At 40.4% G+C, this 21,024-nt stretch carries 21 protein-coding genes; 8 read left to right on the top strand and 13 right to left on the bottom strand.

Going from position 1 to position 21,024, the window contains the following annotated elements:
* Positions 1 to 9 precede the first annotated feature (9 nt).
* The 3 genes from SGI74_02015 to cutA all read left to right on the top strand — a co-directional run bounded on the left by SGI74_02015 (position 10) and on the right by cutA (position 2,556).
* Positions 10 to 1,398 carry a translocation protein TolB gene (locus SGI74_02015; GenBank protein ID MDZ4676259.1) on the top strand — a complete coding sequence of 463 codons (1,389 nt, stop codon included), beginning with the start codon at positions 10 to 12 and terminating at the stop codon, positions 1,396 to 1,398.
* 288 nt (positions 1,399 to 1,686) lie between these two features.
* Positions 1,687 to 2,196, top strand: coding sequence for a peptidylprolyl isomerase (locus SGI74_02010; protein MDZ4676258.1), 510 nt, complete (start codon positions 1,687 to 1,689; stop codon positions 2,194 to 2,196).
* 3 nt (positions 2,197 to 2,199) lie between these two features.
* On the top strand, positions 2,200 to 2,556 hold the full coding sequence (gene cutA / locus SGI74_02005; protein ID MDZ4676257.1) for a divalent-cation tolerance protein CutA: 357 nt from the start codon (positions 2,200 to 2,202) through the stop codon (positions 2,554 to 2,556).
* Positions 2,557 to 2,569: 13 nt separating this feature from the next.
* Here cutA and SGI74_02000 read toward each other — a convergent pair whose 3' ends face one another.
* Genes SGI74_02000 through SGI74_01990 form a run of 3 tightly spaced genes read right to left on the bottom strand, consistent with a single transcriptional unit; the run spans position 2,570 to position 4,916 of the window.
* Positions 2,570 to 4,288: an electron transfer flavoprotein-ubiquinone oxidoreductase gene (locus SGI74_02000; protein ID MDZ4676256.1), complete on the bottom strand. Its 1,719-nt coding sequence runs from the start codon at positions 4,286 to 4,288 to the stop codon at positions 2,570 to 2,572.
* Positions 4,289 to 4,293: 5 nt separating this feature from the next.
* Entirely contained in the window at positions 4,294 to 4,590 is a 297-nt protein-coding gene (locus SGI74_01995; GenBank protein ID MDZ4676255.1) for a hypothetical protein, read from the bottom strand.
* A gap of 53 nt (positions 4,591 to 4,643) precedes the next feature.
* Positions 4,644 to 4,916, bottom strand: coding sequence for a hypothetical protein (locus SGI74_01990; GenBank protein MDZ4676254.1), 273 nt, complete (start codon positions 4,914 to 4,916; stop codon positions 4,644 to 4,646).
* A 142-nt stretch (positions 4,917 to 5,058) separates the two neighbouring features.
* On the opposite strand from SGI74_01990, the gene SGI74_01985 reads away from it, so the two are divergent.
* Genes SGI74_01985 through SGI74_01975 form a run of 3 tightly spaced genes read left to right on the top strand, consistent with a single transcriptional unit; the run spans position 5,059 to position 8,979 of the window.
* A complete protein-coding gene (locus tag SGI74_01985) occupies positions 5,059 to 5,982 on the top strand; it encodes a hypothetical protein (protein MDZ4676253.1) in 924 nt (307 codons plus the stop codon).
* 30 nt (positions 5,983 to 6,012) lie between these two features.
* Positions 6,013 to 8,604, top strand: a complete 2,592-nt coding sequence (locus SGI74_01980; GenBank protein MDZ4676252.1) for a hypothetical protein — start codon at positions 6,013 to 6,015, stop codon at positions 8,602 to 8,604.
* Between the two features lie 15 nt (positions 8,605 to 8,619).
* Entirely contained in the window at positions 8,620 to 8,979 is a 360-nt protein-coding gene (locus SGI74_01975; GenBank protein ID MDZ4676251.1) for a hypothetical protein, read from the top strand.
* A 4-nt stretch (positions 8,980 to 8,983) separates the two neighbouring features.
* Here the strand turns inward: SGI74_01975 and SGI74_01970 are convergent, their stop codons facing one another.
* Positions 8,984 to 9,931 (bottom strand): SPFH domain-containing protein, encoded by a 948-nt coding sequence (locus SGI74_01970; protein ID MDZ4676250.1) that lies wholly within the window; start codon positions 9,929 to 9,931, stop codon positions 8,984 to 8,986.
* A 9-nt stretch (positions 9,932 to 9,940) separates the two neighbouring features.
* On the bottom strand, positions 9,941 to 10,384 hold the full coding sequence (locus tag SGI74_01965; protein MDZ4676249.1) for an NfeD family protein: 444 nt from the start codon (positions 10,382 to 10,384) through the stop codon (positions 9,941 to 9,943).
* Between the two features lie 51 nt (positions 10,385 to 10,435).
* Here SGI74_01965 and SGI74_01960 point away from each other — a divergent pair, with 51 nt between their 5' ends.
* Both SGI74_01960 and SGI74_01955 read left to right on the top strand, forming a co-directional pair.
* The gene (locus SGI74_01960) at positions 10,436 to 10,564 is read left to right on the top strand and encodes a hypothetical protein (protein MDZ4676248.1); all 129 of its coding nucleotides are present in this window, start codon (positions 10,436 to 10,438) and stop codon (positions 10,562 to 10,564) included.
* A gap of 3 nt (positions 10,565 to 10,567) precedes the next feature.
* The gene (locus SGI74_01955) at positions 10,568 to 11,338 is read left to right on the top strand and encodes a hypothetical protein (protein ID MDZ4676247.1); all 771 of its coding nucleotides are present in this window, start codon (positions 10,568 to 10,570) and stop codon (positions 11,336 to 11,338) included.
* Positions 11,339 to 11,397: 59 nt separating this feature from the next.
* Here SGI74_01955 and SGI74_01950 read toward each other — a convergent pair whose 3' ends face one another.
* From SGI74_01950 to SGI74_01915, 8 genes are all read right to left on the bottom strand, one after another.
* Positions 11,398 to 12,537: a hypothetical protein gene (locus SGI74_01950; protein MDZ4676246.1), complete on the bottom strand. Its 1,140-nt coding sequence runs from the start codon at positions 12,535 to 12,537 to the stop codon at positions 11,398 to 11,400.
* A gap of 3 nt (positions 12,538 to 12,540) precedes the next feature.
* The gene (locus SGI74_01945; GenBank protein MDZ4676245.1) at positions 12,541 to 13,887 is read right to left on the bottom strand and encodes a metallopeptidase TldD-related protein; all 1,347 of its coding nucleotides are present in this window, start codon (positions 13,885 to 13,887) and stop codon (positions 12,541 to 12,543) included.
* Entirely contained in the window at positions 13,884 to 15,290 is a 1,407-nt protein-coding gene (locus SGI74_01940) for a TldD/PmbA family protein (protein ID MDZ4676244.1), read from the bottom strand. The genes SGI74_01945 and SGI74_01940 overlap by 4 nt, the downstream gene beginning before the upstream one ends.
* Before the next feature lie 165 nt (positions 15,291 to 15,455).
* Positions 15,456 to 17,927, bottom strand: a complete 2,472-nt coding sequence (locus SGI74_01935; protein MDZ4676243.1) for a sodium-translocating pyrophosphatase — start codon at positions 17,925 to 17,927, stop codon at positions 15,456 to 15,458.
* Positions 17,928 to 18,039: 112 nt separating this feature from the next.
* Positions 18,040 to 18,705 (bottom strand): hypothetical protein, encoded by a 666-nt coding sequence (locus SGI74_01930; protein ID MDZ4676242.1) that lies wholly within the window; start codon positions 18,703 to 18,705, stop codon positions 18,040 to 18,042.
* Between the two features lie 425 nt (positions 18,706 to 19,130).
* Complete coding sequence (locus SGI74_01925) at positions 19,131 to 19,880, bottom strand: OmpA family protein (protein MDZ4676241.1); 750 nt, start codon at positions 19,878 to 19,880, stop codon at positions 19,131 to 19,133.
* Complete coding sequence (locus SGI74_01920) at positions 19,880 to 20,653, bottom strand: flagellar motor protein (GenBank protein ID MDZ4676240.1); 774 nt, start codon at positions 20,651 to 20,653, stop codon at positions 19,880 to 19,882. Before SGI74_01920 ends, SGI74_01925 begins: the two co-directional genes overlap by 1 nt.
* Before the next feature lie 43 nt (positions 20,654 to 20,696).
* The gene (locus SGI74_01915; protein ID MDZ4676239.1) at positions 20,697 to 20,894 is read right to left on the bottom strand and encodes a flagellar FlbD family protein; all 198 of its coding nucleotides are present in this window, start codon (positions 20,892 to 20,894) and stop codon (positions 20,697 to 20,699) included.
* Between the last annotated feature and the right edge of the window lie 130 nt (positions 20,895 to 21,024).

Here is a 21,024-nt window from a genome sequence, read left to right as displayed (position 1 = left end):
GGGGTTATTATGAAAAATATTTTACTCACACTTTTACTCATCTTATCGATGAGCACATCAGTACTTGCACAAGAAGATGGCGATCGCATTTATATTAAAATGGGGGAAGCCAAGGTTAAAAAGAGTCTCATCGCGGTGCCAGCTTTTCTATTTTTAAGTTCACCATCACTTGCTCCATCGTACAAGCAAGTTGGTACTGAGTTATTTAATACAGTCGTAAATGACCTTGAAATCAGCAATCTCTTCACAATCATCAAACAAGACGCCTACCTTGAAGACGTGGCAAAAGTTGGTCTCACACCAGCACCCGGAAACCCAACAGGTTTTCATTTTGATTTGTGGACTAAAATTAATGCTGAATTTTTGGTACGTGGTGGATTTAAAATTGATGGAGCAACCGTAGAGTTTGAAGTCTATGTCTACTATGTTCCCCAAGCAAAATTAGTTTTAGGGAAAAAATATGTGGCGAAACTTTCTGAGGTTCGTCAAACAGCTCACACCTTTGCTGATGATTTAATGAAAGCACTCACCGGCAAACAGGGTATTTTTCGCACAAAATTTGTAGTGGGTAGTGATCGCGCCGGAAAAAATTGGCGAGAAATATATGTAATGGATTGGGATGGCCGCAATATCACAGCAGTGACAAGCCATCACAGTGTGAGTCTATCTCCCGCATGGAGCCCCGATGCAAAAACCATCAGCTACACATCTTTTGCCTATCACCCAAAATTAAAAATTAGAAACCCTGATTTATTCACATACGATATATTTACAGGCAAAAGATATCTTGTGAGTAGTCGTCTAGGAATTAACTCGGGCAGTACTTTCACCCCCGATGGACAATCCATTTTCTTAACCATCAGTAAAGGATCAGATCCTGATATTTATAAAATGAGTTTAGATGGCGATGATATCACCCGCGTTACCAATGGTCCACGTGGAGCACTTAATGTTGAGCCTTCAGTTACTCCTGATGGTAAAAAAATCGCATTTAGCAGTGATCGCACAGGTAATCCGATGATTTATCTCATGGACACAAACGGAACCAATACAAAGCGTATTACATTTGCAGGGCATTACAATTCAAGTCCGAGCGTTTCACCGGATGGCAAACGTCTGGCCTTTGCGGGTCGTGATAAAGGTCACTTTGACATTTTTACTGTAAATATTGATGGAACCGATATGCAAAGACTCACTTCGGCAAAAAAACCTGATGGCCGTGGCGCTGATAATGAAGATCCAAGCTATAGCCCTGACGGTCGGCACATTGTCTTTACGTCGAATCGCACTGGGAAAAGCCAGATTTATATCACAAGTGTTGATGGCACAAATGAGCGTCGCATTACTGTGGATAATCACAATTATTTTAAAGCTCGGTGGTCGCCATATATAAAGTAATGAAGCCTAGTGTTGCAATTTAACTGACGCTTCGATAGCGTACTGATTCAGAGGAGAAAAACCATGAAACAATTGATCACCATGATTTTTATTTCAACTTTAGGTTTAACAAGTTATGCACAAGATGCAAAACCTGCAGCCGCGACAGCCACACCAGCAGCAGTAAAGGCGGAGACAGTTAAAGAACCAGCAAGAGCTGATGCTGACGCTGCCAATAAAGGAAGTAATAAATTAGAAACTCCAAAAGCAAAAAAAATCACAACCCCCACAAAGAAAGGTTTTAAGAAGATGTTTGCATTATTTGATACTACGATGGGTAAATTCAAAGCTCGTTTGTTTTTTGATCAAGCGCCAAAAACAGTTGCCAATTTCACGGATCTCGCAGAAGGCAAAAAAGAATGGGTTGATCCTGGAACAAAACAAAAAAAGAAATCAAATTTTTATGATGGCCTCGCATTTCACCGAGTAATACCTAATTTCATGGTGCAAGGTGGAGACCCTGTGGGCAATGGTACTGGTGGCCCAGGTTATCAATTCAGTGATGAATTTGCCCCAGATTTAAAACATGACAAACCAGGAATGCTCTCAATGGCCAACGCCGGTCCAAACACAAATGGTAGTCAATTTTTTATCACCACAGTGCCAACACCGTGGCTTGATAAAAAACATGCAATTTTTGGTGAAATTGTTGAAGGTATGGATGTTGTAGAGGCAATCTGCAAAACACCACGTGATATGAGTAACGACAAACCACTAAAAACTGTTGTCCTTAATAAACTGACAATCATCAGAGAGTAAATTTTGAGTAAACTAAAAAAGAAATTAAAGACAGGGGCTGCATCATCAGCCCCAGTTGTTTTTTTAACAACCTTTGCTAATCGTGAAGACGCCGTGAAATTCGCAACTACTGTTGTAAAAGAAAAACTTGCCGCATGTGTGAATATTATCGAAGGTGTAACTAGTATTTATATCTGGCAGAAAAAAGAACAGCGCGAACAAGAAATCCTCGCCATTGGCAAAACTACCGCTAAAGTTTTTAAAAAATTAAAGGCCAAAATAAAAACACTACATCCCCATGAACTACCAGAATTGATTGCACTTCCAATAAGTGATGGTATGCCCGCTTATTTAGAATGGCTCACCAAAGAAGTTAATTAAGCAAAAGCCAAATTTAAACTTGAGTGTATCTAGGACCACCGCCACCCTCGGGCACAGTCCAATCAATATTAGTAAAAGGGCATTTGATATCGCAGGTTTTACAGTGAATACAATTTGTGTAGTTGATATGCAGTTTCATTTTAGCATTAGCCGTCGTTTCATCAGGTACCATTTCATAAACACTTGCAGGGCAAAATCTCACACAAGGACTTTCATATTTCGGATAACACGTACTTTGACAAATGTTTCCGTCAAGTAAAAGCAAATGATTCGGTGAATTCTCATCATGCATCGTACCTGTAAGATACACGCTCGATAACTTATCAAAAAACAAAACTCCGTCGGGCTTTGGAATACTAAGCTCTTCATCTTCGCCTAGTTTTTTGTTTCCCCATACTTCTGCCTTTGTCGCCGTCGTTTTTGCATCTTCATGCATCATCAATCGCCCAACAAGACTTGCACCACCTGTGATTTGTTGAAAAGCCAACAAGAAAAAAGATTTTAACCAACCAAGACTCAATGTCTGGTGAAAATGGCGCACGCGATAAAGTTGTCGCCCAATAAAACTACCGTAAATAAGTTCTTCATATTTTTTAAGTGTTGCCGCACTGAAATCGTTTTTCAATAAACCCTCAAAAACTGTTTCAGCAGCTAGCATGCCCGATTTCATTGCCAGGTGAATTCCTTTAAGCTTTTGCACATCTACAAAAGCTGCAGAATCACCAATGACAAGCATCCCATCATGATAAAGCTTAGGTATCGAAAACCACCCGCCCGCAGGCAAAGTTTTTCCGCCGTAAGCGATTACTTTTCCACCCTTGATCATGTCGTAAATAAACGGGTGAGTTTTAAGTCTTTGTAATTCGCGATGAGGGTCAAGAAGTGGATCTCTTGAATCAAGAAATGCTACAAGGCCCAAAATAATTTGATCATTTGGTATTGTATAAATAAAAGTTCCACCAATAGATTTCTTTAAGGGCCAACCCATGGTGTGGATAACTTGCCCGGGTTTTACGGTGCCGGGAGGCATTTGGATTATTTCTTTAACACCTTCTTCAAAAACATCAGGCTCTTTGCCTTCTCTTAGACCAAGTTTTTGAGCGACACGCTTAAATAAACTTCCCCGTGTACCTTCTCCAAAGATAGTCACTTTTGATTTTAAAATATAACCAGGTTCAAAGTTTGATTTTTTTTCGCCAGTTTTACTAATGCCTTTATCACCTGTTTGAACGCCTACTACTTTATTGCCATCGTAAAGACAGTCAGTGGCAGCAAACCCAGGGAAAATATTAATACCTCGATCTTCAGCAACTTTTCCAAGCCAACGATTGTAGCGAGCCAGTGAAATAATATAATTTCCGTGATTTTTAAACGGTGGTGGCGGGATCGGGAATTTAAACTTCCAAGTTTTACCCAAAAAATAAACGGCATCGTAATTTGCCACCGCTTCAATTGGACAACCTTTTTCTTTGTAATCAGGAATGAGCTCTTTAAGTGCTACCGGGTTCATTACTGCGCCACTTAAACTATGAGCGCCAAGCTCACTTGCTTTTTCAACAACCGCAATCATTGGATCCGCTAGTGCACTACCTGATTTTGTACCGGCTGCAATTTCGGCATTATGTTTTTTTACGAGATTTGTAAGATGTATGGCACCGCTAAGACTAGCAACACCTCCGCCAACAAAAAGAACATCGACATCCATTGTTTCGCGTTGAATTGAATCACTCATGAAGATTACTCCCCAAAACCTGCATCGGAAGATGAAGCATCATACTCAAGACCAACAGGTTCGTAGTTCTCGTGATCAGCTTCGCCTTCTTTTTTAGAAACTTGCCGCAGTGTTTGCACAGTCAAATCAGAATCATCCCGACCTCCGGGATAAGCACGCCTTACAGCAGACCTTGAGCGCTGTTGCTGCTCTTGGGCGAACAAAGGCAGCCCAATGATGCTTATTAAAAAGATAATAGCTAAGCGGCGCTTCATTTTAAAATAAATTTCAGCGCGAACGCAGCACTGATGAAAATCGCGCATATAAAAAGAATCCGTCGTAATTCAGCTTTAGACATATAAAACTACTCCTTTGATCAATGAGATTTCTTATTATGTTTCTTTTTAACATTATGGATTTTTCTGGCAGCTTTTTTTTCTATTTTTTCAAATTTACGCTTTTTAATTGCATTATGTTTTGGTGCAGGAACCCTTGGAGCGGGCGCGGCGTCAACTATTGGGGCCGGTGCAGGTGGTGGCGGTGGAGCATCTTGAGCTGGAGCTACCGGTGAAGGAGCATTGTCGTATTGAGCATTAGCAAAAATTGAAAATGTAATGATCAATCCACAAACTAAAACCGTGATTTTCATGAACTCTCCTTAGATGTTACTCAACCAAAAACAGTATTATTCATACCCCCCAGATTGTCGATAGCTACTTGTAAATTTTTCTATGTTTTAAGGGGCTTCGTGGCCCGTCGTTTGCTTTGATTTATGGGACGGAGAGATCACAATGACAAATAAAAATATAATTTCTATTTTGCTTTGCGCAAGTCTGATCGTTCAGCCCGCAATTCTCTTAGCTGGCAATAGATCTTTTAGCCTAGATAGTAACAGTGCAATTTCTATCGAAAATACTGACTCAACTTTTGTTCAACAACTCATCTTAAATGCAGAGCTGCCTGGGGCTTCAGCGCTTACCTTTAGTTTAATAAATGATGGTGAAAAGATCATCGCATTACGCGTTAATGGCCAAAATATCCCAGATATTGAACCAATCGTTGAGGCAATCGCAACAAAACTTAAAGCTAATCCAGAACTTGCAAAAGAGTTGATCACAAATCAAATTGATCAAAATACACAAATCCAAGATAAAATTTTAAAACTTCTGGAGCCTGAAATTAATTCAATTTTAGGGAAAATTTTAGATGGTTTACCAGCAATTCCAGCCAATCAAATTGCTTCAGGTGAAGTCAAACAAACACAAGAGACAAACGATACGACAAATAATAATGAAATACTTCAAAGTCGAACCGAGAAAATCTCAAAATTTCTTTTTGATGGTAAACTTGCAAGAAAGACTCAAGCGCTTGCTTATTCAACAACTTACGGAATGATCAACCTCTTTACAACACTGGCGATTATTACCGGTACAATAATACTCACAGCTTTTCCAGGCGGGTTAATCACTGATGGTTTTGCACTTAATAGTGATGCAATCCTGCTTCATCTCGAACACAGCGCGCTATTATTCAGTATCAAGGTCTTAGCACGATCAATCTACACAAGAAAAATCGCCATTGTTAAAGAAAAACTACGAATTCTTGAAGGCAAAGCATCTGCAACACTCAGTATCAATATTCTCAATGAGCCCCAATCAAGTACAACCTCGTGTGTTGACCAACTAAAGCGCGTATTTAAATTTTTAGCCTATTGATCGCAATAGCAAAAAAGGAAGTCATTAAAAATGATGTCAAAACTTACTCAAATTTTTATCCTCGCTATTTTTACCATCGGTACAAATGCACACGGGCAACAGAATCCTTATTCTTTTGGTAGAACGTGCGCATCTCAGGGGCCATGGACACAAAGAGCACTGGCACAATCAGATGCCATCATTACCGCCATTAATCAGTTAAAAGGCCTTGAACACTGCAAAGGGCTTGAAAGCTTAGATTCACTAAGTAGTTTGATTGTTGAACAAATGGGTACCATCGCACCCGAAGCTGGGGCAGCACCATATGCTACTCGCATGGAGAGTATTCCAAGTCGTATCGCTGCACTTCAAAATTATGCACTCACCGGAGAAGACAAAGAACTTCAACCAAGTGTACTTAAAGCATTGATGAAAGAAACCCTAACAGGTGCGGCGGTTTCTGCTGAAGCGGTTTCGCAAAAAGGATTATTTACTGCATTGCCTGCGATTGCTTCACGTTCAAATAAAACATTTACTCGAGCTGCGGATATACTTGAGCAAATTACAACGACGCTTCCTCAGTTAGATCGTTGTCTGATTGGCCAGGCCGCCCAGGGCACAGCCCTTGTTGCAAAAATTATTGATCTCACAGCATCATTTGCCTCAGCCGGCGATGGTGTGCATTCTCGACTTGGTAATTCGATAAATAATATTTTAAAAATGCTTCAGAAATGGAAGTTTTCAGGTTCACTTCGCTTGCTTGATCAAAATCATCTTCGCACATCAGTTGCATGTTTAATGGAATCAACAGCTGAAGCTTATTGCTCAGTACAAGATGCTCACCACCTTTTAAAAAGTGGCATATTAGAATATAAACCACTATTTAAACTTGATCCAGAAAAGGAAGATATATCACTTCAGCATCCTTTAGCTGGTTACTATGTACTCATTCATCATTTGCCAAATATTTCCCGTTGGATTCAAAAAGTACAATACGGAGTTGAACCCCAATGGGCTGAGGACGCAGAGTTTAAAATCAATTCATTTACTAACGTAACAAATCTTCAAACATCTATTTGGAAAATCAAAGGTGATTTCAATTCAGATTTAAAAATATATTATAAAGCATCATCCCTTGATGACAAAAAATTAGCGTTAATGCGCGCACTCTCTAACGTAATCGGCAGTCTTGGTGGTGGGAATCCAATGTTAGATCCATCAGAAGCAACTTCGGGTGGAATTAACTTCTTCACACTTTCAGAAAACGCTGGAAAAATTCCTTTCTTTTTAGTTGGCAGAAGTAAAATCCCACTTGAAGTAGCGCAAAATCAACCCGGTCTTCAAATGATGACCTGGGATGAATACATGAAGGGCGATGGAACATTTCAAAGAATGCCGGAGTTTAATACCCCCGACAATTTGATCAAAACAATTAACATTCAACTCGACACGCTCTTACAAAAAGCTCGCGAGAAAGCCAGTGATTTTTATCGTGAAAGAATTATTGTTAATCAGCCAAACTTAGCTATCGAATCACTCGTCAGTCAAGCCTACTCACCTCACAAAAGTTTTAAATTTATTTATCGTTATTTATCTAACCTCGACACAGTACTGACCAAACAAGGTGCAGCCAGTGTAGATTCTGATTTCAAAAAAATAATTCCAGGGCTCAGAGACACAAAGAAAAGGTTGAGGGTAATTCTTGATGCCTATCAAAGTCTCGATCAATTTTATAATTTTGATCCCAAGACAGATGCTGATTCACTCATAATTGATGAAGCCTATAAAAAAGTTGTCAAAACTGTTTATGACCAACTAGATGTTTTATGGCAAAGAGACAGTTATCTAACTAATAGTTTAAATAATTTCATCTACGCCGACTATGTTTTTAGAATTAAATCTGACTCTATGGATCTTGGCACTTATGAAAAAGATCTACTCCTTACTTCTGGGAATGATCTTTTAAGCATGTTAACAATGGTGCATTCAATCAACCCGAGCGTTCAACAATTAGATTTAGCAACCGCAAATACCGCAAATCTTTATAATTTATCTGCACTTCATGTGTTCAGCGACACACTTGAGACAACTATACGTGAATACAACATGATCATTGCTCAAGAAAAAACTGGTGATTGGGCAATGGCCAATGATTCAGCAAAGAGATTATGGAAAGATACTTTTCGACGATCGACAGAAGATGATGTCGCAAGAGCTGAACGTGAAAACCCCATGAGTTCACTACTAGCAAGTTTCGGTGGAATCATTGGTCGTATTTTTATGCGCAACACCCTCAGACCAGATTTGTACCCAGCGCGAGTTTCGACAATTCCCACATACCGACCTGAGGCCGATAGTAACCACCACGACATCAGAGGGTTTAGAAATCAACTTTGCATTTTATCATTAGCCATGGGCAAAAGTGGTACGGAACGAATTCAAGAATTCTGCAAAGGAACTGTTTTAACCACGAATTACGGCAGCATAAATCCCCGCTTCGTACTCAATGCTTCATACGATAATCTTTTAAATTCAAGAAATGACAAAGATTATCAAGAACGTACGGTTTGCGCGTTTAGAAATTTTAATAGAAAGAACTTGGTATTCTGGTTAACCCAGAATTTAACAAATGTTGAACAATAATTTAAGGAGAGAGTTATGACAAACGAAAAATTTTGTTTTAGAAATTTTGAACCCAGTGATGAGTTCATAATTTATGCAAATGAACTGTTAAAACGAACCATGGATTCAGCCCCATCTGACTCCACATCATTAGCAACGGTATTAAATGTAAATACTAAATATAAAGCTCGCATGGAAATCTTCTCAGGCGTTGCCAACTTCAGTGCAATAACTGAAGGTGACACACCTGAACTTGCTGTTGATGAATTGGGAGAAAAAATTGCGCATCAGATAACACGCTGGCGCAACAATAGATTTGAGACACAAAGCTTTAAATTATGGCCACTGAGTCTTAAAAACTTATTCAACAAAGTCACAAAGCAAAGTGTTTCTTAATTTATCACTGCGTTGCGATTGAGCCTCGAGCACCTTGGCTGCGGTCACCTGGTAATTTATCAAACATCTCTTTCATTGCGCCAAGAGAGCCCAATGTTCCGGCTGCTTCGAAGGGTAAAAACACGACTTTATCTGCATTGCTAGCAATGAGATTGAGTGTTTCCAAATATCTTTGAGCGATCAAATATTGAGCTGGATCACCAATTTTCCCCAGTGATTGGGTAACTAGCGTAATTGCTTGGGCTTCTGCTTCAGCAACTTTGAGTCTTGATAAAGCTTCACCTTCAGCGGCAAGAATTGCAGATTGTTTTTTACCCTCAGCATTAATGACAAGGGATTGCATTTGACCTTCAGCGCGTAAAATTGCTGAAGTTTTTTCGCCCTCTGCAGTCGTAACTACGGCGCGACGTGATCGCTCAGCAGTCATTTGCTTTTCCATTGTTAATTTAACTTCTGCTGGTGGATTGATATTTTTCAATTCAACACGCATGATTTTTACGCCCCACGGCTGGGTCGCAGTATCTAATACAGCTCGTAATTGCGTATTAATTGTATCGCGCGATGTAAGCGTGTGATCGAGATCAAGTGAACCGATAACGTTTCTTAAAGCACTGAGTGTAAGTTGCTCAATACCCCACTTTAAACTTTGTACTTCATAGGTGGCACGCACAGGATCAATAATGACATAATAAATTACAGCATCAACCGCCATAGTAACGTTATCACGTGAAATAACTGGCTGAGGTTCAATTGGTGAAATTTGCTCTCGTATATCAACAACAGCTCTTACGGCATCAAGAAAAGGAATAATGATATTGAGTCCCGCTTCAGCCTTCTTGTGATATTTCCCTAGTCGCTCAATGATCATGACTTGTTTTTGAGGAACAATTTTAATAGTTTTTGCCAAGATCACAATGGCTAGGATTACAAACGTAAGTAAAAAATAAGACATATAAACTCCTTAGTTAATAACTTTAACTTTCAATCTGATTCCATCGACACCTTCAACACGAACTGTGGCACCGATAGGTATTTTATTTGAACTTTCAGCAGCCCAATCTTGACCCATAATTAAAACGCGACCTGTACCGCTTACAGAGTCGATTGCCTCTGTTACTTTACAGTCTTTACCCATCAATTGATCAGTAACAGACTGTACCCCCTGAGAATCATAAAGTATTTTAACAAGTCGAGGACGTAAAAGTGTTAAGGATAAAATAGTTGATACAGCGAAAATTCCGAATTGCCCCAGAACAGAGACACCAAATGATGCTAGTAGGGCCGCGATGAGTGCTGCACCAGCAATTAAAACGGCACCAAAAGCAGGGGAGATTACTTCGATGATAATCAACACCATCGCCGTTGTGAGCCACCAATATGTTGCAGTCATTTCAAAGCTTTGCATGGGCCTACATTCTGACAAAAACCGCACACTGTCCAATTAATTCACACACATGTGAAAATCTATCATGGTGAGTTTAGAGTCTGCTACTCAAGCGTCACTCTACTTTACATGGGTGCAAATTTTTCTGGAACAGCCCTTGCTAAAGCCAACTTGATCGATGTCATTCAAACATGGGAGTAATTAATGACGAATTTTTATTTAGCAACCACGAGCCTAGCCTTAGTTCTCAGCCTTGCTTCACCAGTTCAAGCACAAGAAATAGAAGCCCTTACAATCACCGTAGATGGAGAAGAGTTTCTAGTACACCCCGCTGTACTTGAAGCTTATGAGAATTCACCTGAACTACAAAAAGCTATCGCTGAAATTGATGCTCGTGAAACCAGCGCCACTCCCATTATGGACGCCGCTGAAAGAATCATAGAACAAGATACAAAATCAGAGAATCAAGCAAACGACAAGTCACAAGAGTTCTCATCTACATTTCCAGGGAAAATCTGGGCTATCATTACTTATAAAGATGCTATGAAAAAAAGTATTGAGAAAAATTTCTCTCCAATTCAAGCAGCAGCTTTTTACCCGCTTGTTGGCGCATTAAACGTTCAAGTTTGTAGAGCTCGCGGACTCTCAACAGGAGATTGTGTAAAACGTGTTGGTATCGGCCAAGGTCGACGTTACATAAAAGATATCGTTGGCATAAATCGCATGATCAATAAAATTCCAGCCGGAGAGAGTGGCGGTAAGAAATTTGTAAAAATTAGTAAGTTTTTACTTAAACAGGGTTCAAACTATGCTTGGTCATTAGGTCAACGCTCACTTGAAAAAAGATGGGGTGTTTACGATAGTGGCTCAAGATTTGAAAATCATATCCGCGGAACTCTTGAAGGCGCACATTATGCACTTTTGCGTGCAACTGATGCGATGCCATTTATTCCAAATAGCTTGCCCAATAAATAATAGTTTCGTAGTTAAAATGCGATCTAATTTAATCCCCACGGTTTTCTGTGGGGATTTTTTTATGGCAAAAAGAAAGTTGAGGCACCTTGAGAGTCTATTTTCCAATCTATTAAATTGATGGTTTCGCAACAAGTCGCTTGAACACTTTTCCAGAGCTTGGATTCTACTCGAGAGGTTTGTGCCTGCGTTGCAAGTTTTAGGATTTCTTTTTTCTGTGCTGCCGTAAATTTATTAGATGGCTGAGATGTTAGTATTTGCCAAAAAAGAAAGAGATGCCCTGCAGAGGGTTTAGTTGTCTGTTTGACCTCGGTAGCAATCTGACCTTTAGAAACTGATCGCATGTCTGTTAGACGGTAATCAGGTTTTTTATAAACTTGATGGTATTTAGGCATGTCTTTAAAATAATTAGGAACATCTTGGGTAGATTTTTTAATATCTTTTAAATATTTCATCCACTCAGTTTCAGAACTACTTGTAAAAAGCGTAATTAGTTCCCAAAGTGGTGCAGCAACAGAAGAATCTTCAATCATCGCCTTTTGTTTTGTAGATCTCTTATTATGTAAATCTTCAAGCCATAAAAGCGCATAGTAACGCTGTTTCTCAGCATAACGAAATTCATGACCAAACCAGTTTTCATACTTTTGTTTAATTTTTTCAAACATCTTCACCTCATGTTCAATTTCAACATGATTTGAGAATGCCCATTGCCCGCTGAGATAAAAATCAACGAGTCCTTGGCAAAACTTAAAAGATTCAAAATCAGGCAATTCATTATTAAATCTTTGAAAATCAGTAAGATCTTTTTTGTCTAGATCTACTGCCAAACCTTTAACCGAAGTTTTTATCAAACAATGATAATCAAGAGTTAGAACTGCAAACGCTTCACTCGCCAAATGACACTCGAGAAATCGCGCCGGGTCATTCCAACATTCAACACCCAAATTAAGTGAGACAAAATCGTAAAATGCTATATGGAGAATATCGTGCACAAGCCAAAGGTTTGTAAATTTTTTTGAATTAAATTTCGGTTTTTCTAGGTCTTTATAAACATTTACTTTACGCAGGTGAGGTGTAAACCCGCGCATATCGGGCAAACCCACAGCTTCCCAACCAGAATATCTTGGCGTGTTTGCAAATTCTATGTTGGTGGTTTGAGCGTACTGAATTATGCGCTCATAGATTTTTTGTTCAAGCGTCATGAATCACCCCGATGTAACACTCACATTATCAATCAATATGTAGGGCGAATCAAAACTTCCCATTTGACGAAACGATTCAGAGCCAATGAGTTTTATATTATTGAGTAACTCAAACATATTACCTGCGAGCATGACTTCTTTGAGCGGATATGAACGCTCACCATTTTCAACCCACCAGCTGTTTTTTGCCACTCCACTAAACTGACCTGAAACAGGATCTGAGTTTCCTGAAAATCTCTTTAGCACTAAACCTGTTTTAAGAGCTGAGTTAAGGTCATTAAGAGTACTTTTACCAGTGGCTACGGTTAGCCCATGTAGACCAATACTAGGAAGTGAGCGTGAACTTCCAACGGCATTACCCGTGGGTTTTGTTTTTCCCCGTGCTGCGCTAAAACAATTATGTGCCGTGAATTGCAAAGTGCCATTTTTAACGATTTCGTGTGTTTCAGTTAATACACCTTCACGATCAAACGGTGACCAATCTGAAACTCTAGTTTCATCAAGGGGCGATTCTAAAAGTGAGAATTCTTTATGGGCAACTTGTTTACCTAATTGGTCTTTCCACTTTGACATACCATCTTGTTGAGCTCTGCCATTAACGTTAAAACCAATTACTCCAGCTAAAAGTGAACCTACGGCTGAGGGATGAAACAACACAGGGCCTTTATAACTTTTAGCTCCACGAGCACCAAGACTTTCCACAACCGATTCTCTAAACTCTCTAGCTGTATCTTTGATCTTAGATTCGATTTCAGGATATGTTCCTGAGCTATTTCCCTCGTAGTCAAAGCTTGTGACTTCATCGCCTTTTTTAGCCATGCCCATAACAAACCAATTACATGAAGCGAGTCTCACCTCTTGAAATACGCCGTTAGAATTTTGAATAAGCCTTTTATTAACCGTTACACTCACCTCTACACGATCAAGTGTGACGCTTGAGTCTTTGCGCGATTCATCAACTAAAAGTTGAGCCCAGCGAAAAATATCTTTGGGTTGAGCAAGGGCTAGTTTATCGTCGTAGATTGAATAAAATGCAGCAGTTTTTTGTTTTTCGGCCATTAAATGAAATTGCGATTCAGGGCTCAACCTTGCCACCATCTGTGCTTCGCGTGCTTTATCTTTGAGTTCTGCTTCATCAAGAGAATTTGTCGTAATAAAACCCATGCGGTTATTCACAACTGTTCTTAAACCAAAAATCGTAGCATGTGAATTTGAAGCAACACTGAAATCAGTGTTTTCATAAACAACTTTTATTTCACTCACTTCATCAGCGCATACTTCTGCCACACAAGGTTCGAGACGTTTACTTTCATCAATGAGAATTTGACTAAGCCTACTCAGGTTACTCATTGTTGCCCCCCGACCAATAGTTCGCATCGAAGATAAGGCCCGCCAGCGTCAACCTTGGCAGGTTGTCCTTTACCGCAATGACCTGCTCCGAGATCCCACTTGAAATCACTACTTACAGCATCAACTGTTCTTAGAACTTCAAATGCTTGACCCGCAACAGTGATTTTTTGAACTGGTTCTGCTAATTTTCCGTCGCGAATCTTTCTGACCTTACTTGCGCCAAACATAAATTCACCTGTCGCATCGGCTTGACCACCTTCGGGACCATCTATGTAATAGCCCTCTTTAATACCAGCGATCATTTCATCAACCTTGTCATTGCCCGGCTGAATGAAAGTGTTTCTCATTCGTATAAGTGGTTCATCGCTAAATTCCCAAGCGCGTGCATTGCCGCCGGGTTCAACACCAAAGTGTGAGGCTGTTTCACGATTGTGAAGATAATTTATAAGTTTACCATTTTTAATAATGTCTACGCGTTTAGTAATTACACCTTCGTCATCAACAGGAAGTGTGCCGCCTGCACCGACGGCAAATTCACTTGTTCCGCTATCAGCAAGCGTGACTAATTCACTAGCAACACTTTGATTGAGTTTTTGAGCAGCGATACTTCCAGCTAATACAAAATCAGCTTCTACTGTATGACCGATGGCTTCGTGACATAAAATACCAACCATACCAGGTGATAAAATAACTTTTGCTTTACCACCCGTTGGGGCTTCGGCCTTTAATTGTTCAACTGCACTTTTTCCAGCGTCTTCAATCATTTGATCAACTTTTGAATTTCTAAAAAGACAATCCCAAGCACCAGTAACACCTGTTGTTTCTCGGCCCGTTGTGCGTTTTGCACCGTCGGCTGCAAATACTGTCAAACGAAATTCAGGTCTTACCCAACGCATGTAAGAATCGGCACCATCTGTAGTCATAATTATTTTTTCTTCAAACACTTCATTATAACCACACGAAGCGCTCTCAACTTGCTTTGATGATTTTCTTAATTTTTCTTCAGTTTGTTTTACGAGTAAGAATTTTTCTTCCCATGAAAGTTTTTGTAGCTCATCAAACCCTGCTAATAAAAAATCACCCTTTGCTAGATTTTTTATCTCTGCGATTTGTATTTTCTTTTTCTTACGACTTGAAAGCTCACGGGCCATGTTTTCTGCTTGGGCAAGTGCTTTGACGATTCCAAGTTCTGAGATATCACCTGTGCTTGCAAAACCCCAGGTGCCATCGATGAGGCAACGAAGTCCAATGCCCTCATAGTGTTTACTCGACATTTCTGAAACTTCACCCTTTAGAATACCAAGCGTGTGACTTGCTTTTTTGTGATAGCGCATTTCTGTCCAATGAGTAGAACGGCTCAATGCTTGGCGAATACGAGTGCGAATAATTGCGGTTTGGGACATTTTGTTCTCCTAGATCTCAAAAGAAACTTAACTACCTTCTGAGTATAATGCAGAAGCACAGCACTAAGCTAGGGATCTAGAATTGACGCAGGACGTGAAAAAAAATGCCCAAGGTGTTTAGCCTTGGGCATCATCAATTACGAAAAGTAAGGCCGTGCCTTTTTGTTATTTGCCGTGCGCTAATTGGGTGCGCGCGGACTGAGCGGCTTCTTGTATGGTTTGTTTGCTAATACGCATACCGTAGAAAGAACGGTGTACGAAGAACAAACCGATTAAGAACATCGCAACACCAAATTTTGGAGCTACATCTGGCGCGCTCACAGCAATCTCAACAGCCAATAGACCAAAGAGAGTGGTGAACTTGATGATCGGATTCAAAGCAACTGAGCTTGTGTCTTTGTATGGATCGCCCACTGTGTCGCCAACAACTGTTGCGGCATGAAGTGGTGTTCCTTTTTCTTTGAGATCAACTTCAACAACTTTTTTCGCGTTATCCCAAGCACCACCAGCGTTAGCCATGAACATTGCTTGGAACAAGCCGAATACTGCGATTGAAATTAAGTAACTTGCAAAGAATGTAGGATCAAAACATGCAAACGCTAAAGTGAATGAGAAAATAACACCAAAGATGTTGATCATTCCCATTTGAGCGTATTGTGTACAAATTTTAACAACAGCTTTTGAATCTTCAACTGAAGCTTTTGTAGCACCGCTATCAAGTTTAATATTTTTCTTGATGAACTCAACAGCACGATAAGCACCCGTTGTAACCGCTTGCATTGATGCACCAGTAAACCAGTAAATTACCGCTCCACCCGTGATCAAACCTAAAAGAACTTTAGGATTCAAAAGATCAAGTTTTAAATTCAACATCAAGATAATTGAGAAAATCATAGTAGTCGCACCGATAACAGCCGTACCGATCAAAACTGGCTTAGCTGTAGCTTTAAAGGTGTTACCAGCAGAGTCGTTCTCTTCTAAATAATGTTTTCCTTTTTCAAAGTTAGGATCAAAACCAAATTGGCTTTTGATTTCACTTTTGATATTTGGAATGGCTTCAATTTGTGACAATTCAAATACAGATTGAGCATTGTCTGTAACGGGGCCGTAGCTATCTACAGCAATTGTTACAGGGCCCATTCCTAAGAAACCAAATGCTACGAGACCAAATGCAAATACAGCTGGGTAAACCATGTAAGCATCAAGACCCGTTAAGCTGGTCAAATAAGCAACGTACATGAGACCAACCATAACCATACCCTTCCAGAATGCGCTGAAATTTCCAGCGACAAGACCTGAAAGAATGGTGAGTGAGGCTCCACCTTCACGTGATGCAGCTACGATTTCTGCAACGTGTTTTGATTTAGATGAAGTGAACACCTTGGTGAGCTCAGGAATAATAGCAGCAGCAATAGTACCGCAGCTGATAATCGTTGAGAGTTTCCACCACATTTCACCCATATCGTGAATCAATAAATAACTGACCACGTAAGTTACTGCGATTGAAACTAATGAAGTAACCCAAACCAAAGAGGTCAGTGGAGCTTCAAAATCAAAATGGTCTTTTTGAGCATACAGTGCGCGAGATACAGCGCCGTTGATCCAGTATGAAAGAATTGATGTGACGATCATCAATACGCGCATTGCAAATATCCAAACAATTAATTTTGCCTGAACGTCTGTTCCGCCATTGAGAAGTGTGGGTCTGCCATCAGGGCCCATGGTCATACCACAAGCCAAAACAATAAAGCTGATAAGCGCAACACCTGTTACACCATAAGTTTCAAAACCGTCAGCCGTGGGACCAACAGAGTCTCCAGCGTTATCGCCCGTACAGTCTGCAATTACACCAGGGTTACGAGCATCATCTTCTTTAATGTTGAAGGTGATTTTCATTAAGTCTGAACCGATGTCGGCGATCTTTGTAAAGATACCACCGCAAATTCGGAGTGCCGCAGCACCAAGTGATTCACCGATAGCAAAACCGATGAAACAAGCTCCAGCATTTGCTGGATCAACGAAGAGAAGAATAAAAATCATCATGAAAAGTTCTACGCAAATAAGTAGAACTCCGATGGACATACCTGCGCGCAGGGGAATATCCATTACTGAGTAGGGTTTTGCTTTTAAAGAAGCAAATGCTGTTCGGCTGTTTGCATATGTGTTGATACGAATACCAAACCATGCAACACCAAATGAACCCAAAATACCCAGAATAGACCACATCAAGATTTGTAGAACGCGGGCTAATTCCATGTGCTCAAGTACAAAGAAGTAATAAAATATCGCGCCGCCGATGAAGAGCTCAAGGATTGCTAAAAACTTACCTTGCTGAAGCAAGTATGTTTTGCAGGTTTCATAGATCAGGCTTGAAACTTCAAGCATTGAACGATGAGCTTGAAGGCCCTTGATTCTATAAAACTCGATGATTCCAAAAACTACACCCATCAGGGAGATGATCATACCGGCACCTAAGATGGCGCGGCCTGAAATATCGTATCCAAAAATATTGTACATTGTATTGAGGGCCGGAATTTTTAGATCAGCTTCACTAGCCATAGCGACTGATCCCAACAAAGTAATTAATGTTGTGATTCCGAACCATTTAGACAGAGAGATCCAGCGATTTTTACCCATACTCATTCCTCTATTTGCTTAAATAGTGCGCGCTTTGTTATGGCCGCAACACGGTTGTTGAACTCACGAATATGACGAGGAAATAATGGATCTGAAATAGGATGTCAAAGGCTTAATTTACTGGAGGATTCTGATAACCCGCTTGGCCAGGTTGATACCCTTGTTGTTGGATAGGAGCAACCGGCTGATTACCAGCGGCACATGCTCCTAGTTGAGAAGAACCGCCATAATAAGGTTGTTGATAACCCCGTTGTTGCTGTGCGGCATTTTGAATGGGCTGACAGATAAAGCCAGTAGCGCATGAAACCATATTGTTCATACCGTATTGCTGACCATATTGTTGTCCATAACCCATGGAACAAGTTTCTCCGCCCTGTGATAATGGCGCGATTGGAGAATCACTTCCGCCTCTGAGTACATCTGTATAAACACATGACCATAAACCAATGTTAGTCCAACTCACCATTTCTTGGCGTCTTGCGGTGGTTGGATTTGCAGGGTTATTACAAAGTTCTGGTTGAATGGGTGGAGTTAATACTGAGGTTCCACCAACTTGTGGTTGCACTTGTTGTTGTTGGCCATAACCATATTGATTTTGATTATTGTTGAAACTTATATATCTACAAACCCAGCCGCTCTGTTCATATGAGAGCACTTGTCCGTAAGGGCATGTGGGAGCATGTTTTTTGTCATCTTTTTTCTGACACCCGATAAAAGCCAAAGCACTTAGTGCTGCTACTGCTGCCATCAGTTGTACAAATTTGAATTTAGTATTCATCGTATATCTCCCATTAAAACGCATTTGTATTTTCCTTATCCCAAGGGGGCACACAAAGGTCGTCTCACGTGGACTCACTAGTGCAGCTGGCACGCCAAGATTTATTTATTTCGTGGAAAATTAAATTTTCTAAAGATTTCAGGGGATTAAGCCTGGATTGTTTTTGTATTCGAGATGCGAGCGAAAACTACAGGGCTGTATAAATCTTAAACAATCTGGCGTGTAAACGGCACTTTTTGGGTTTTTTGGGTATTTTGGGTTATTTTGGGTACGGTTATTTTGGGTACCGGGTACCTTTTTCGTTAGCAATGCGTCATTTACGGCTTTGCTTTGCAATTCAAAGTGAAATGAGTACCACAAGTTTTGCTATTTAATCTAACTTGCCGTGGCTGATAAACTTAGCGCTTTCCTCATTAATTTAATGCTTACAGCCCGATCTTCTTCTCATCAGTGACAATGAGAATATCAATGCGGCGATTGCGGGCGCGATTTTCAGGTGTATCATTTGGAACCACGGGTCGCTGATCAGCATATCCAACTACAGAAAGTCGTCTTGGTGAAATTTGATGTTGCGTAATAAGATAACGAACAATAGTTGAGGCGCGGGTGGCAGATAATTCCCAGTTACTTGGAAACCGATCTGATTTTGTTGCAAGGCTATCTGTGTGACCTTGAATGATTAATCGCCTGCCTGTCTTTTTAATTGTTCGAGCGATTTTCTCTAATGATGGCAAGGCCTCTTCGCGAATGAGTGCATTTCCTGAATCAAAAAATGAATTTGCGGCAAGACTTACTTTAACACCAGCTACGTCAGTATTAAGCTCAATGAGTTCTTTGATATCACTTTCGGTGAATTCTTTTTCTATTTCGCGCTCCACGTAGTCTTTCATTTCTAATGGGCCCGCACCCTCTTGAGGCACGACGTCTATAGGCGGCGGAAGAAGTTGGTTGTTCTCATAAGTATCAACGTACTTACCTTGAAGGCCGCCAAAGTCTACGTAACTGCGAAATGCTTTTTGAACTGATCTCTGAAACTCTTGCGCTTTAGAAATATCTTTTTGAGATGTGGCGTAAAGAATAACGAAGAAGGCAAAAAGCAGCGTGATAAAATCGGCGTACGATACAAGCCATCGCTCATGGTTTTCATGTTCTTCTTCGTGTTTTTTCTTAGCCATTACTCAGCACCACCCTCACCTTTTTTATCTGTGTGAATATAGGCGCGGAGTTTCTCTTCGATGATGAAAGGATTCATACCGCTTACAATACCAATAGCACCGGTGAGGATCATTTCTTTCATGGCAGCTTGGAGTTTAATTTTACGAATGATTTTTTTAGCAAAAGGCATGAAGAAAATATTAGCAGAACCTACCCCGTAAATCGTCGCAACGAACGCCACGGCGATACCGGATCCGAGCTTTGAAGTATCAGCCAAGTTTTCCATAACGTGAATAAGACCCAAAACTGCCCCGATGATTCCGATTGTGGGAGCATAACCGGCTGCTGCCTCCCAAACTTTAGCACCTGCAGTGTTATGTTCTTCTTCAAGATAAATTTCGCTTTCAAAAATATCTTTGATCGTATTAGGGTCAACACCGTCGATAACAAACCGGAAAATCGTTTGCATATATGGATTTGAAAAAGTGCCCAATCTTTTCTCGAGAGCTAAAATTGATTCTTTTCGTGCAATTTGTGCAGCTTCGATAAGTTCTTTGATTACTTTTTCTGGGTCATCGCCCTTCGGGTTAGAGAATACCCACTTCAAGAGCTTCATTCCGGTTTTAAGATCTTCCATCGGAGTACCGATCATTACGGCACCAAATGTTCCCCCGAAAACGATGACGGCTGCAGTAAACTGCATAATGGAGCCCATGTGACCACCCTCAAGAACTTGCCCGCCGAGAATTCCACCCATCGCAAGCACGATGCCAATTATTGTTGCTAAATCCATGATGCTCGTCCTCCTTGACGACCGTACTTAACTGCTTAAGAAACTATAATTTTAATTCTGGCAAACCTACTAAGCGGCGAAACAATATAATTTTTTGCATGATTTCATCCGGCTTTGTTCGAAGTAGAATTTTTTCTCCATCAGTGAACGTAACAACCGTATCAGGCGTGATCTCAATAAATTTAATGAGGTCAGGATTGATAAACATCTTTTGTCCGTTAACTCTTTCTACATCGATCATGATTTATTGTCTCATATCAGCAAGTTCACAACAACGCTAACGCGTACCACCAACACCTTTTTTACGCTGACTTCAGTCCTGAGTTCTTCTACACTTTCATGAGATGAAAGTTCATTTGAGAAAATGAACC

The sequence above is a fragment of the Oligoflexia bacterium genome (assembly GCA_034439615.1).
Classification (GTDB): Bacteria; Bdellovibrionota; Bdellovibrionia; order JABDDW01; family JABDDW01; genus JAWXAT01.
Note: the sequence above shows the minus strand (reverse complement) of the source record. Positions and strands in the feature narration are given on the sequence as shown.